Annotated in this window: 15 protein-coding genes, 1 tRNA gene and 1 pseudogene; 6 read left to right on the top strand and 11 right to left on the bottom strand. The window is 61.6% G+C overall.

Annotation, left to right across the window (positions count from 1 at the left end; genetic code table 11):
- Nucleotides 1-104: 104 nt before the first annotated feature.
- The 7 genes from GGD67_RS26020 to GGD67_RS25990 all read right to left on the bottom strand — a co-directional run bounded on the left by GGD67_RS26020 (nucleotide 105) and on the right by GGD67_RS25990 (nucleotide 5,205).
- A tRNA-Ser gene (locus GGD67_RS26020) sits at nucleotides 105-194 on the bottom strand.
- Nucleotides 195-350: 156 nt separating this feature from the next.
- The gene (locus GGD67_RS26015; RefSeq protein WP_018318038.1) at nucleotides 351-614 is read right to left on the bottom strand and encodes a hypothetical protein; all 264 of its coding nucleotides are present in this window, start codon (nucleotides 612-614) and stop codon (nucleotides 351-353) included.
- A gap of 70 nt (nucleotides 615-684) precedes the next feature.
- Nucleotides 685-855, bottom strand: a complete 171-nt coding sequence (locus GGD67_RS26010; RefSeq protein ID WP_179736751.1) for a hypothetical protein — start codon at nucleotides 853-855, stop codon at nucleotides 685-687.
- Nucleotides 856-884: 29 nt separating this feature from the next.
- Nucleotides 885-1,391 carry a hypothetical protein gene (locus GGD67_RS26005; protein ID WP_179736749.1) on the bottom strand — a complete coding sequence of 169 codons (507 nt, stop codon included), beginning with the start codon at nucleotides 1,389-1,391 and terminating at the stop codon, nucleotides 885-887.
- Nucleotides 1,392-1,447: 56 nt separating this feature from the next.
- Nucleotides 1,448-1,798, bottom strand: coding sequence for a phasin (locus GGD67_RS26000; RefSeq protein ID WP_179736747.1), 351 nt, complete (start codon nucleotides 1,796-1,798; stop codon nucleotides 1,448-1,450).
- 27 nt (nucleotides 1,799-1,825) lie between these two features.
- Entirely contained in the window at nucleotides 1,826-2,689 is an 864-nt protein-coding gene (locus GGD67_RS25995) for an alpha/beta fold hydrolase (protein ID WP_179736745.1), read from the bottom strand.
- Between the two features lie 8 nt (nucleotides 2,690-2,697).
- On the bottom strand, nucleotides 2,698-5,205 hold the full coding sequence (locus tag GGD67_RS25990; protein ID WP_179736743.1) for an alpha/beta hydrolase: 2,508 nt from the start codon (nucleotides 5,203-5,205) through the stop codon (nucleotides 2,698-2,700).
- 127 nt (nucleotides 5,206-5,332) lie between these two features.
- On the opposite strand from GGD67_RS25990, the gene GGD67_RS25985 reads away from it, so the two are divergent.
- The 5 genes from GGD67_RS25985 (at nucleotide 5,333) to GGD67_RS25965 (ending at nucleotide 8,730) form a co-directional block, all read left to right on the top strand.
- Nucleotides 5,333-6,259 carry an alpha/beta fold hydrolase gene (locus GGD67_RS25985; RefSeq protein ID WP_179736741.1) on the top strand — a complete coding sequence of 309 codons (927 nt, stop codon included), beginning with the start codon at nucleotides 5,333-5,335 and terminating at the stop codon, nucleotides 6,257-6,259.
- Nucleotides 6,256-6,858, top strand: coding sequence for a hypothetical protein (locus tag GGD67_RS25980; protein ID WP_179736739.1), 603 nt, complete (start codon nucleotides 6,256-6,258; stop codon nucleotides 6,856-6,858). The genes GGD67_RS25985 and GGD67_RS25980 overlap by 4 nt, the downstream gene beginning before the upstream one ends.
- Nucleotides 6,859-6,957: 99 nt before the next feature.
- The gene (locus tag GGD67_RS25975; protein ID WP_026201957.1) at nucleotides 6,958-7,605 is read left to right on the top strand and encodes a CoA transferase subunit A; all 648 of its coding nucleotides are present in this window, start codon (nucleotides 6,958-6,960) and stop codon (nucleotides 7,603-7,605) included.
- A gap of 4 nt (nucleotides 7,606-7,609) precedes the next feature.
- Complete coding sequence (locus GGD67_RS25970; protein ID WP_092258110.1) at nucleotides 7,610-8,260, top strand: 3-oxoacid CoA-transferase subunit B; 651 nt, start codon at nucleotides 7,610-7,612, stop codon at nucleotides 8,258-8,260.
- Nucleotides 8,261-8,271: 11 nt separating this feature from the next.
- Complete coding sequence (locus GGD67_RS25965) at nucleotides 8,272-8,730, top strand: MaoC family dehydratase (protein ID WP_026201956.1); 459 nt, start codon at nucleotides 8,272-8,274, stop codon at nucleotides 8,728-8,730.
- On the opposite strand, the pseudogene GGD67_RS25960 reads toward GGD67_RS25965, so the two are convergent.
- Both GGD67_RS25960 and GGD67_RS25955 read right to left on the bottom strand, forming a co-directional pair.
- Nucleotides 8,716-8,865 (bottom strand): annotated as a pseudogene (locus GGD67_RS25960) (SDR family oxidoreductase); the annotation flags it as partial. The gene GGD67_RS25965 and the pseudogene GGD67_RS25960 overlap by 15 nt on opposite strands.
- A 124-nt stretch (nucleotides 8,866-8,989) precedes the next feature.
- On the bottom strand, nucleotides 8,990-10,081 hold the full coding sequence (locus GGD67_RS25955) for an AI-2E family transporter (protein WP_018318029.1): 1,092 nt from the start codon (nucleotides 10,079-10,081) through the stop codon (nucleotides 8,990-8,992).
- A 160-nt stretch (nucleotides 10,082-10,241) separates the two neighbouring features.
- On the opposite strand from GGD67_RS25955, the gene GGD67_RS25950 reads away from it, so the two are divergent.
- Nucleotides 10,242-10,763 (top strand): GNAT family N-acetyltransferase, encoded by a 522-nt coding sequence (locus tag GGD67_RS25950; protein ID WP_179736737.1) that lies wholly within the window; start codon nucleotides 10,242-10,244, stop codon nucleotides 10,761-10,763.
- A 176-nt stretch (nucleotides 10,764-10,939) separates the two neighbouring features.
- Here the strand turns inward: GGD67_RS25950 and GGD67_RS25945 are convergent, their stop codons facing one another.
- Nucleotides 10,940-11,263, bottom strand: a complete 324-nt coding sequence (locus GGD67_RS25945; protein WP_020508670.1) for a hypothetical protein — start codon at nucleotides 11,261-11,263, stop codon at nucleotides 10,940-10,942.
- A 241-nt stretch (nucleotides 11,264-11,504) separates the two neighbouring features.
- Complete coding sequence (locus tag GGD67_RS25940) at nucleotides 11,505-11,822, bottom strand: hypothetical protein (protein ID WP_018318026.1); 318 nt, start codon at nucleotides 11,820-11,822, stop codon at nucleotides 11,505-11,507.
- Nucleotides 11,823-12,098: the final 276 nt, after the last annotated feature.

The raw sequence follows: 12,098 nt of genomic DNA, 5'->3' as shown, positions 1-12,098 counted from the left end.
GCAGAAGACCCTGCAACCCCTCGACAACCCGTTCGGCACGAGGTTGTCACCCATCTCTTAGGTACGATCCGTTACCCATCTCTTCGGGCCGGACACGGATCGACTGGCGGAAGGGGTGGGATTCGAACCCACGGTACCCTTGCGGGCACGCCGGTTTTCAAGACCGGTGCCTTAAACCACTCGGCCACCCTTCCCTCGTACCAATGCCAGGGAGTTAGCTTAGCTTCGGACTGAGCGCAACGCGAACTTGGACCCAATTTGGACCGATCGGTACGATGCCTGCGGTCTCATACCGATTGCCGACTCGCGTCCACAGATGCGGGCACCCGGGCTAAACCGCGGCCTAGGGCCTATTTCGGCAGGCATTCGACGTTGTAGGCGATGATGATCTGAGCTGGATCCGCTTTACCCAGGCTCTTGAGATCCTCCAAGCCGCTTCGGAGCTTGGCACCCGCCTCGCTCAAGCTTCCTTCAAGCGTGGCTTTGGCCTTCCGGCACCGCTCTTCGTTGGAAAACTCCTGGAAGACAACCGTCGGAAGGAGGCGCCATTCCGCCTTGTCATTCGTCGCGGCAGGACTGATCGAGTAGGAAAAGACGTACATCAGCACCCACATCGCTTTACTCCAGCCTTGGCCGGTTCGATCCGTGCGAACTTAGATGGTCACGCCTGGACACACCTACGCTTTACTTGGAGGGCGCGCGATCAAGCCGCGATCGCAGCGCCCTCATGCGCTTGATCTCTCGACGCAGGTCTTCACTCTTTTCGTCACGCTGCTCTCCGCTCGATTTGATCTGATCATCTTGACGCAATTTTTCGAGAGCTTTCTCGACCGAGAGCTTGTTCGTTCCGGCCATAACCGACCTCACTTGCGCTTCTGCGTTCATCAATAGGGATAGTAGGGATTACCCTGCGGACAGGTCCAGTTGCCATAAGTGTCGTAATAGCAGCCCTGATTATAGGAGCCGCTTCCGTAGTAGGCGCCTGCCGCAAGAGCTCCGGCTGCCGCACCGTAAGCGAGGCCGCGGCCGGGATAGTAGGGATAGCGTCCGCCATAGCCGGGATAACCGGGCCGCCCCGCAATCGGATAGCCTGGACGGCCCGGACGGCCCGCGATTGGGTGGGTCGGACGTCCCGGCCGACCTGCAATGGGTCGGCCGCCGGGACGGCCCGCAATTGGGTGACTCGGCCGGGGCCGGCCAGCGTAGCGATGTCCGCCGCCGCCATGGAAGCGCCCGGCATGACCGCCGCCGGCAAAATGCGCGCGCCCGCCGCCGCCATGAAACCCACCGCCACGACCGCCGCCACCCCTGCGAGCATAGGCGTCATCGGGCACGAGCGTGGCGCCGACAAGAATGAGAATAGCGAACGCCGCCAGCAGATATTTGAGCATGATCCGTCCTCCTTCTAAGAACGTGGATCCCCCGCCCCGCAGACAACGACAGCGCGTCAAGCCTTCGGACTGAACATGCCTCCCGCCGCCTTCATCGCAGACTCGCTCATAGCCCGGCCCTGGTCGGTCAGCGAGCGCATCTGGTCCTGGAAGAAATCGGCTTGAAGCTTGAGCGCATCCTGCATGTCCTTTGCGTTGATCAGCTTGTCGCCGAGATCGAAAGTTGCGGTGACATTGTGCTGCATGAAGGCGCAGAACTCCTTCGCCTGGTTCGCGACCGGCAGTGGCGACGAGCCGAGAGCACGCTCCAGCAATTCGAAATAGTCCGAATTGGCCTTGCGCAGGCGACCGAGCGCCTCGCTCAGTGACGCACGCATGCTCTCGGCGGACGCGTTGATTTCGACCATGATGTCGCTCCTTTCAGACGGTTTCGCTCATGCGGGAAGTCCTCCGAACCAGGCACCGAAATAGCCGGCATAGAGTGCCGGCCGTTCGAGATTCATCGAGTGGCCGATGCCGGGCACGATGACGAGGCGGCAATCCGGCATCGCCTCAGCCATCACACGCAGGTCGGCCGGAAGAATCCAGCCGTCCCATTCGCCCCACAGCACCAGATGCGGATGCCGTAGCTGCGGCATCCGGCGCTCCAGCTCGCGGCTTTCCTTCTCCTGCGTCAGATTGACAGCAGTGCCGATCCAGATGCCTTCGGAGACGCCAAAGGTCTGGTCGATGATGCGATCGAACAGGGCCTGGATCTCAGGCAGTCCTTCGCGAAAACGCGGAATCGCGTTCGGCGCCATGCTCTCGGGCACGAACAACGAGGACGCCGCCGTTGCCATGATCGTTCGCGTCAATTCCTTGTTCGCCATCATCGCGCGGAAAAGGCCGATCTGATCGGCATTGAAAGCCATGCCGAGCGGCGTCACCGGATCGAGCGAGAACACACGGCCGAAGCGTTGCGGCTGCATCAAGAGCATGCGCGCGGCGATGATGCCGCCGGTCGAATGCGTCGCAAGATGGCAATAGCTGATCTCGAGCGTATCGAGGGCGGCCAGCATGTCCTCGGCATGCTGCTGCATGGAATAGTTGGCGTAGTTCGCGGTCGGCTTCGGCCGATCGCTGTCGCCGCAACCACGCCAGTCGATGGCGACGACGCGCAGGCCCGTCGGAAACAGTGGCGCGGCAAGCTCGATCCAATCCTTGCTGGCGAGATTGCCGTGGATGAAGACGACCGTGACGTCGCCCCGCCCCCACTCCCGCCAGCCGAGTTGGACCTCACCTGCCTGCACCCTTGCCATGTGCGGCCCTATTTGTTCAGGCCGGCCGTAGGCGCGGCTCCGGGAGGCGTCGGCGCCACCGGCAGGGCAGATACCACGGCCCCCTTTATCATGCGATCAATGCTCGACGGCGAAGAGGTGTCGACACTACCCTTGGTTACGAAATCCACGACGTCCACCGAGAACTCCACCGGATTATCGGTGTGAATAAAGTGCCCTGTTTCCGGGTAGATCTTGAGGATTGGTCGGTTGCCGGCATTGGTCATCCGCGTCATGAACGGCGAGATCACATCGCGACCGAGATCGGTCAGCCCGTTGAAGGCGGGCGTCGGGATGAACGGCTCCTTGTCGCCGAAGGCCAGGAAGATTGGCGCCTTGATCTGCGTGAGCCGCTCGTAGAGGTTCTTCGGGTCGTCCTGCTGGAGCTCAGCCCCGATGGTATAGATGTCGAAAATGAAGACGTTGCACCATTGATCGAGCTCCTTCGGGTTGCCCCTGATGAGGCCGACGCGCTGATCGGTGTGGAAGCGGGCATATTCACTGTCACTGTAGAAATACCCGCTCTTCGCCGCCGACACTGCGCCGGTGTTTGGGTCACGCTTCTTGAAATAGAAGAAATCGCGGACACCCTGCTCGTCGCGCGCCTTCTCAGCGGCGAGAATGCCAGTCTGATCCCAGATTGACTTCCACTTGTCGAAATCGCGGCCGAGATCCGGGTCGAACAGTTTTGCCTTCTTGTCCTTGGCGATCGTGATGTCGCGCGGATATTCCTCGAGGCCCGATGGCGCTTCGAGCGCCAGCGCCTGCACGGCGTCGGGCCAGGTCAGGGCATAGCCCATCACGAACTGACCGCCGAGCGAGTGGCCAAGATACACCGCCTTCTTCACGCCGAGCTGATTGACGACGAGGTCGTAGATCACCTCGCGCATGTCCTGCATGGTGCGCGCCGGGCTCTTGTCGAGATTGCCGGGCCCCGACATCCCATAATGCGGCAGGTCGGGCACGATCACGCGCACTCCGCTCCGCAGCGCATATTGCATGATGTTGCCGTAGTGGCCGCCGAAGGCGCCCTTGCCGTGGATGATGACCAGCACCTTCGGGTCTCTGTCGGTGCCGTTATATTCATCCATGTAGCCGATCTGCCAGGACTTGCCGCTCTTGTCTTTGGCGTTGGAGAATTTGACCGGATAGGGATATGTCACAAAATCCTTCCAGAAGGATTTTTCCGGATCGATCTTCTCGGCAACACCGGGCACGCGATAGTTCTTGTCGGCGAATTTCTGCGCGCGATCGAGGCTTGCAACGTCGTCCATGAAAGCCACGAATTTCGGATCGTTCTTGCGCTGGTTGATGATCGGGAATACGCCGTAATGCGCGACCGGGCTTTCCTGCGCGATCAGGTCCGCGCCGGGCACGCGATCGACCGCCTGCTGCGCCAGCTTGAAGTTGAGCCAGAGATCGTTGGTGATGTGCATCACCAGCGTTCGCGCCTGGATGCGGCCGAGATAGGGATTAACGTTGTGGGTCTCGCCAACCCGGTTGCGCCAGACGAGATCGACCGCGTCATAGAGCTTGGCGCGGTTGATGACGTTCAAACCGGCCTTCTCGTTCGGCGGATCCCAGTAGAAAATTTCGGGCTGCACGGCGCCCCAGTTCTGGGTTGTGCGGAATGCGAAGTCATAACCCGTCATACCAAGGATCGACCAGCCGAACGCGACACCCGGCACGGGATGCTTTTCCTTCGGTAGCTTGTAATAGTCGCCCTTGGTCTCTTGCCAGACCGGATCGCCCTGGATCGCGGCCGTCATCATCTGGAACGTCCAGTTGCCGACTGGATCCTCTCCATCCGACTGCGTGGTGCCTCCGATCGGCATCAAGGCGCTGACATATTCTGGGTGCATGACGCCCCAGACATAGGTCTGCGTACCGCCCATGGACACGCCCGTGACCAATGCAACGCGCGCGACCTTCAGTTCGTCGCGCAGCAGACGATAGTTCGCCTGCACCATGTCGTAGTAGCTGTATTGCGGAAACTTGATGCCGAGCCCATCGGACGGCTTGCTTGCACCCCAGGTGCCGAGCGGATCGACCATGATGACATAATAGCGGTCTGTATCGATCGGCCGTCCCGAACCGATGATCGGGACGCCCCCCGACAAGGCAGCGCCCTTGACCCACTGCTCGTACATGTCGGTGGAGTCACCGGAATAATAGGAGTTGATCACGACGGCATTGGTAATCTCGCCTGCGGCGTTGCGCCGCGCGTTACCGATGGCGATGTAGGCTGTTCTCAACTTGCCAGCGCCGAGGGACTCGAGCGTGACACCCCCCTCGCCGCCATTCTCCCACTTGGAGGGATTGGAGAGGTCGTACTTGCCGCCAAGGCGGAAGTTGGCGATCTCGTAGGTCTTCTTCAGCCCGTCATGCTGCACCTGCGACGAGCGGCGCGTGAAGGGTTGTGCAACTGCCAGAGCGGTGCCGACCAGCAGTACAATCAGGCTGACGGAACAACGTTTCACGAAACCGGTCGTGGACATGACGGATTCCTCCCTGGACAGTTCTTGAAACGCTAGGAAGGTCGCAACGGGGATCTTTGATCTAGCTCAACGGAATCCGCTCGCGACAGTTGAGCATCGTAGCCAGCGATGTCGGTAGTCTTGTGCGATGCCCTTTCTCAATCACGGCTCGTATCGAATACGCTATGAGCTCGATGGGCCGGCGAGAGCGCCGGCCTATGTTTTCGTCAACGGACTGACACAATATTCCGAGCTATGGGGCGCCTATCGCGAGGCGCTGCTGACGCGAGGCTTTCGCGTGGCAACCTTCGATCTCCTTGGTCAAGGGGTCTCCGACAAACCGACGCTATTTATCAATCAGGACGACCAGGTTGCCGCGCTCAGGCTTCTGATTGAAGCGCTTGGCGAGGGGCCGGTCTTCCTGAGCGGCATCAGCTTCGGCGGCCTGATCGCGCTCCGCTATGCGATCGAGCATGGGCAGCGGCTGTCCGGACTGGTGCCAATGAGCTGCTTCGCCGAGCTGACGCCGCAGCTTTTGCTTCTCGGCAACGCCCTCCGGACTGGCCTGATCCTGGGAGGAACAGGCTATCTCCAGGATTTGCTGCTGCCTATGAACCTCTCCGACCAGTGGTTGAAGCCATTGTTGGACAAGCTCGACAGCGTCAAGCGCCAGGGCTGGCTGGTGAACGATGTCTATGCGCTTCAAAATCTGATGGAGTCCTTTCTCGACTTCCAACCGCTAACGCCCCACCTGTCAGCGATCTCGGCTCCGACCATGATCCTCAATGGTGAGTTCGATTTTCTGACCCCGCGTCATCTGCACGAGACCCTGCGGGTTGAGATTCCGAACAGCTCGCTAGTGATCATTCCCAAGGCGTATCACGCTTTCACACTGGAAAAAGGCGCGCTGACGGCCGATCTTCTCGCGCGCTTTGCCGACGATGTGCTGGCCGGCCGCTGGCAAGGCAATCAAGCGGTATGGGTCGCGCCCGAGGAGCCCGGCGGCGAGCTGACACCGTTCCCTGACGGTTACGATCACCTGCGCGCTATCCCGGTCAAGCGAGCGCTGGCATGAGCGGATTCCTGGGTCCGCTCGAGCTGGACGGCCGCGTTCCACCGGGCCAGCAGACGCGGATCGCAGCATTCCTGATCTCGGCGCATGGCGCTCTCGCTCGGCAATTCGCCTTCACGCTGCCCGTAAGACTCGACGCAGCGTGGCAAACCGAATTGAACGCACAGTTCTATCGCGAGACGGAGATCGTTTCGCTGCTGATGCGCGCAACTTCCTGGACCCCGGATTTTACCTTGGGATACATGGTTGCGTCCTGGGAGACCGCCTGGCTGCCCGCCCCGATCGACGGAATCCCGGACCCTCGTCTCGCCCAGGCGGTTCACCTTGCAACGCTTGCCCATGCCGTGCATGCGGGCATCCGACCGGCCGCGCTGCTCCCGATCGAGGCCAATGTGCAGGATCCCTTTGTCTCGGCGCTGCGACGGATCGAGTTCGAGAGCAGCCGGCTGCTGCAATCCCAGATTCTGTTCCTCAAGGGCACGGACCTTGCGCCGCATCGGGATGCGGTGAGTGCTGCCCTCGAACAACGTCATGCCGCCGTTCGCAAGCTCTGGCGCGAGGTACTAGGGAGCATCGGTATCGACGCAGCAGGATCGGAATGAGCGGAAGCCTTGACGCAGATCAAAGGACGAGAGGCGCCGGGCGCCAACATCCGCCTACTGCCGCCTTCTGCCATCGTGGGCCGATCCCGGAGTTCAATGATGAAGGCCATTTCCATCGAAGAAGCCGTCGCAATGATTCCGGCGGGCGCCAGCGTTATGGTGGGTGGCTTCATGGGAGTCGGGACGCCGGAGCGCCTGCTCGACGAAGTCGTGCGCCAGAACAAGACCGGCCTGACCTTGATCTCGAACGACGCGGCGACGCCCGGCAAGGGCGTCGGCAAGTTGTTCGATCAGGCATTGGTGTCGAAGCTGACCGCAACACATATCGGCCTCAATCCAAAAGCGCAGCAGCAGATGTTGGCGAGCCAGATTGCGGTCGATCTCGTCCCGCAAGGGACCTTCGTCGAGCGCATCCGCGCCGGCGGATGCGGTCTCGGCGGTGTGCTGACGCCCACGGGCGTCGGGACGCTGGTCGCCGAAGGCAAGCGTCAGATCGAGATCGACGGCAAGCCATTCCTGCTGGAAACGGCGCTGCGCGCCCAGTTCGCCCTCGTCCACGCCTTCCTCGCCGATTATCTCGGCAACCTCGCCTACGCGCTCACCTCGCGCAATTTCAACCCGGTCATGGCGATGGCGGCCGACACCGTCATCGTGACGGCCGAGCATATCGTGCCCGTTGGCGTGATTGCGCCCGATCACGTCGTCACCCCCGCGCCGCTCGTCGACTATCTCATCACCAACGGGTGACATCATGGATCCCCAGATCATCATCGCCCGGCGAGTCGCCAAGGAGCTGAAGACGGGCAATCTTGTCAATCTCGGCATCGGCATTCCGACCCTGGTCGCAAACTACGTGCCATCAGATCTGAAGGTATTCTTCCAGTCGGAGAATGGGCTGATTGGCACAGGGCCGATTCCCGAGCAAGGCATGGCTCATCCGACGCTCACCGACGCCGGCGGGCGTCCCATCAGCGCGTTGCCGGGTGCCTCAACCTTCGACAGTGCGATGTCCTTCGGACTGATCCGCGGCGGTCATGTCGATGTCACGGTGCTCGGCGGGCTCCAGGTCGACGCGCATGGCCATCTCGCCAACTGGATGATCCCCGGCAAGATGGTGCCGGGCATGGGCGGCGCCATGGATCTCGTCAGCGGTGCCAAGCGCGTCATCGTCGCCATGCAGCACGCGGCCAAGGGTAAGTCGAAGATCGTGGCAAAATGCTCGCTGCCGTTGACCTCGGCGCGGCCGGTCCACCTTGTCGTGACCGACATGGCCGTGATCGGCTTCCCTGGTGGCAGGGCGACCCTCTTGGAAACGGCGCCCGGCATCAGTGTCGGAGAGGTCATGGCCGTCACCGAGGCCGAACTGGCCATTCCTGACAGCGTCCTGGAAATGAGACTTTGAGCAGAGCGATCATGCGCATATTCAGCGACTTCGACGAGATCAAATCCGCTATCGGCACCGAGATCGGCGCCAGCGACTGGATCGAGATCACCCAGCCACGCATCAATCAGTTCGCCGAGGCGACCTGCGACGAACAATGGATCCATGTGGATCAGGAACGTGCCAGCAAGGAGATGCCGGGCGGCAAAACCATCGCTCATGGCCTGCTGTCACTTGCCCTGGCGCCGCTGTTCATCCGCTCTGTCATCGGCCTGAAGGGCCTTCGCAACACGCTGAACTACGGCGCTGACCGGATCAGGTACCTCGCCCCCGTGCCGGCGGGCTCAAGACTGCGCGGCCGCGTCACGGTCGCCGAAGCCGAGGACGTGCCGCCGGACGGACTGCGCGTGAACTATCATCTCGTGATCGAGATCGAGGGCGGCAAGAAGCCCGCCTGTGTCGCCGAGCTGATCGCCCTGCACTATCGCTGAGAACGACATGTATGACCAGCAAGACACGTCCATCGTCTTCAGAAGGCCGTCGCGGTCGACATCAACGACGCGCCCGTGCAGAGCCTCCTTGGGCGAAAAGGCGATGGAATGAACCAAGAAATCGAGCTGTCCCCACTACGACTCGATGTGCTCGAACACGGCTTCATCGGGGAGCTTCAGATTTTCAATAGCCATGTTCGACCTCGTCGTCGTGCAAGGCATTCAAGCGGTGCCGCCATCGCTGAGACGTTGATTTAAATCAACGGTCAGCGACAAGCTGCGCAGGCGGCACGGCCCGGTCGATGCGGATCCACGCCGCTGCGAGCTCCCAGGCGACCGAGAGAATGATCGGTCCGATGAACAGACCGATGATCCCATGCGCGAGCGTGCCACCGATCACTCCGATCAGGATGACGAGCGCCGGCGTGGAGAGGCCCCGTCCCATGACCAGCGGCTTCAGGATGTTGTCGAGGAGACCGACGATGACGAGAAATACGGTCAGGAGCAGCGCCGTGGTGACGTCCTTATCCATCCAGATCCAGATGACGACCGGAATGAGGACGATCCCCGCACCGAGCTGCACGATCGACAGCAGCAGAACAATGACGGCGAGCAGCCCCGCGCTCGGGATGAGCGCCAGCTTGAATCCGATGCCGGCGAGCAGCGCCTGGATAATGGCGACGCCGATGACGCCCTGCGACACCGCCCGGATGGTCCCGGCCGCCAGCTCGAGGAAATGTTCGCTCTGTTCCGGCACGATGCGGAACAGGAAGCCGCGGATTGCGCTGACGAGCTGCGGACCATATGGAAAGAGAAATCCGGCGACCAGCACCGACATCAGGAACTGCAGGGTGCCAAGGCCGGCGCTGCCTGCGAATGACAGCATCATGCCGGCAATCGGCTTCAGATATGGCGCAACCTCGCGCACGGCCGCGCGGATGTTGGTGTAGGCCTGATTCCAGAGATCGTAGAGCTGCGGCCCGACCAGCGGCCAGTCCTTGATCCGCTCCGGCGCCGCCTGCAGCACGAGATCGCCGCTGCCGAGTTGCCCTGCGAGTTCTCTGACGCCGTCAACCGCACTGAGGCCGAGCCAGGCCGCCGGACCGATGACGATGCCGAGCATGGTGAAGGTGAGGAGCACCGCCGCTGTCCGCGGGCGGCCGCCCAAACATTTCGCGAGCCAATTGAAGACCGGATAGAACGCCACGGCAAGTACCGCGCTCCAGGTCAGGATCGGCACGAAGGGACGGATGATCAGGAGCGTCCACAGGATCAGCAGTGCAAGCAAGCCGAGCCGGATCACGAGCTGAACGACGTCGCTGGTGGAAAAAAGTTGGCGAAGTGTCTTCAAGGTCTGAGGCCCGCGCCCGGCTGATTGGCTCCATGCGGAAAGCCTAGCGGCCGGACCGGGACTGCAGGCTTGATCCAAATCAACCGGCAAAGGACTGAAGGCGGCCTGATGGGACGGGTGCCGTGGTCACGTAGCGGCTCAACAATTGCGACGCGAACGCATGTCGAATGCAGCAAATTACGCGCGAAACGAACAGCTCCGCGACGGTACGGCCGTGGAGATCCGTGCTCTCCGGCCAGATGACGAGGCCGCCATGCTGGCCGCGCTTGGCGAGGTGGGCACACAGTCCCTCCAGCGCCGCTTCTTCATGCTAAAACGTCATTTCTCCGAGAAGGAGCGCGCCTTTTTCGTCGAGGTCGACTTCAAGGACCATGTTGCGCTGGTCGCGTGCGTGGCGAATGCAGGTCGGAGCACCATCGTGGGCGGCGCGCGATATGTCGCAGCCGGGCCCGGCTGCGCCGAGACGGCCTTCATGGTGATCGACGCCTGGCAAGGACGCGGCATCGGCGGACTGCTGCTGCGCCACCTGATCAGCCTTGCCCGCGAAGCCAGGCTGAAGGAACTGACCGCGGAGGTGCTACCGGACAACGCTGCGATGCTCAGGGTGCTTGGCAGATTTGGGTTCGAACGCGCAGAACGCCGCGAACCTCACACAGTCCATATGGTATTGACGCTGACCTGATAGAATCTCTCGGACGCGCCTCAAGCTCCGCGCAAAACACTGCCGCCCTCTGGTACATGTAGCTCGGCAACAACGGCTTACCGGTTCAAAGATCCGCTCCCTTTAACACCGCGCAAAAGAAAACGTGGCGCCCCGTGAGGAGCGCCGCGCGAATCTTCTTCGTGACTGCCTCTCGCTCAGTACCCGCAGGACGCGCATCCCATCTGCACCGGGGCGTAATAGGAATACCCTGGCGAGACCATCTGGACGCGTTGGCGCGTGGCGTATTGCGGGGGGATGCGCTCGTACTGGACGCTCGGCGGCGCGACCATCACGGTCTGCGGCACCATCACGGTGCGGTACTGCGCGGGCGTGCGATGCGCGACGACGGAGCCCGGGGCGACCATCACGGTCTCGTCGACGGTGCGGTACTGCGGCGCGACGTATTGCTGCTGATAGCAGGTCTGGCACGGCGGCGGTGCGTAGCAATTGTAGCAGCCGGCGGAGGCTGCGCCCGTCATGGAAATCGCGGCGACGGCGGTGGAGAAAACAACAGCGAGAGTACGCGACATTGCGGTGGTGCCCCAATTGCCCAAAATGGATTTGCGAAGGTCGCGGGAGTATACGCCGCAAAACCCTGCTCTGCCGAACTTCGTCGGGGCATCCTTAATGCGAACGGCCGATCGCAGCCGACCGGTAAGAACTCATTGACCACGCGCATTAACGCGAAAGCGCTCATCCGCCTCCGTCAAGGTCGAGCTATCAGTGCCTCGCCGCTCTTTCCAGAAACTCCAGCAGCGAGGGATCAGTTTCTTCGAATTCGACAAAGCGGCGGCGCAGCTCGTCCGCTATTTCTGCGGTGGCATCTCGTGACCATCCTTCCGCGGTGTTGAAGGCCACGACACGTGCCGGATGGAGATATTGCCCCTCGACGAGATGTCTGAGCAGGGTCGCCCGATTGGCATCCTCCTCGGCAGTTTCGCACCAGGCGCGGCCGAGCCGCCGGCCAAAATCATCGAGCACGAGGTAGACGTCCCGGTCTGTCGTCATGGGCGGCACGAGCGATGGAGATTGACTCATGGCTTACTCCGCTACTGGCATCCGCACCGTCGCGGAGGATACGGCGACCGCCCGGCCGGATTCGGAAAAATGGATTTCGGGTTATTTTTCTTAGGATTGCACGATTAAATAAAAAAACAAACAAAATTAATAAAAATTAAATAGCAAAACGCGCGCAAATACACTAAATTCACAGGGCCTGGCGGGCGAGCCCGCACGTCGGGTGCCCACTTCGCAAAGCGGCTCTCGCCTCCACCCCCAATAGCCCACACCCCAGGAGGCGGGGGCCGTTCCTTT

It is taken from the genome of Bradyrhizobium sp. IAR9, assembly GCF_013408065.1.
Classification (GTDB): domain Bacteria; phylum Pseudomonadota; class Alphaproteobacteria; order Rhizobiales; family Xanthobacteraceae; genus Bradyrhizobium.
The sequence above is the reverse complement of the archived record's forward strand: the minus strand, read 5'-3'. Positions and strand labels throughout refer to the sequence as shown.

What these genes read in the sequence shown, in the direction of transcription:
- GGD67_RS26015 (WP_018318038.1), bottom strand. Translation starts at nt 614, where the DNA reads ATGTGGGTGCTGATGTACGTCTTTTCCTACTCGATCAGTCCTGCCGCG.
- GGD67_RS26010 (WP_179736751.1), bottom strand. Translation starts at nt 855, where the DNA reads ATGGCCGGAACGAACAAGCTCTCGGTCGAGAAAGCTCTCGAAAAATTG.
- GGD67_RS26005 (WP_179736749.1), bottom strand. Translation starts at nt 1,391, where the DNA reads ATGCTCAAATATCTGCTGGCGGCGTTCGCTATTCTCATTCTTGTCGGC.
- GGD67_RS26000 (WP_179736747.1), bottom strand. Translation starts at nt 1,798, where the DNA reads ATGGTCGAAATCAACGCGTCCGCCGAGAGCATGCGTGCGTCACTGAGC.
- GGD67_RS25995 (WP_179736745.1), bottom strand. Translation starts at nt 2,689, where the DNA reads ATGGCAAGGGTGCAGGCAGGTGAGGTCCAACTCGGCTGGCGGGAGTGG.
- GGD67_RS25990 (WP_179736743.1), bottom strand. Translation starts at nt 5,205, where the DNA reads ATGTCCACGACCGGTTTCGTGAAACGTTGTTCCGTCAGCCTGATTGTA.
- GGD67_RS25985 (WP_179736741.1), top strand. Translation starts at nt 5,333, where the DNA reads ATGCCCTTTCTCAATCACGGCTCGTATCGAATACGCTATGAGCTCGAT.
- GGD67_RS25980 (WP_179736739.1), top strand. Translation starts at nt 6,256, where the DNA reads ATGAGCGGATTCCTGGGTCCGCTCGAGCTGGACGGCCGCGTTCCACCG.
- GGD67_RS25975 (WP_026201957.1), top strand. Translation starts at nt 6,958, where the DNA reads ATGAAGGCCATTTCCATCGAAGAAGCCGTCGCAATGATTCCGGCGGGC.
- GGD67_RS25970 (WP_092258110.1), top strand. Translation starts at nt 7,610, where the DNA reads ATGGATCCCCAGATCATCATCGCCCGGCGAGTCGCCAAGGAGCTGAAG.
- GGD67_RS25965 (WP_026201956.1), top strand. Translation starts at nt 8,272, where the DNA reads ATGCGCATATTCAGCGACTTCGACGAGATCAAATCCGCTATCGGCACC.
- GGD67_RS25950 (WP_179736737.1), top strand. Translation starts at nt 10,242, where the DNA reads ATGTCGAATGCAGCAAATTACGCGCGAAACGAACAGCTCCGCGACGGT.
- GGD67_RS25945 (WP_020508670.1), bottom strand. Translation starts at nt 11,263, where the DNA reads ATGACGGGCGCAGCCTCCGCCGGCTGCTACAATTGCTACGCACCGCCG.
- GGD67_RS25940 (WP_018318026.1), bottom strand. Translation starts at nt 11,822, where the DNA reads ATGAGTCAATCTCCATCGCTCGTGCCGCCCATGACGACAGACCGGGAC.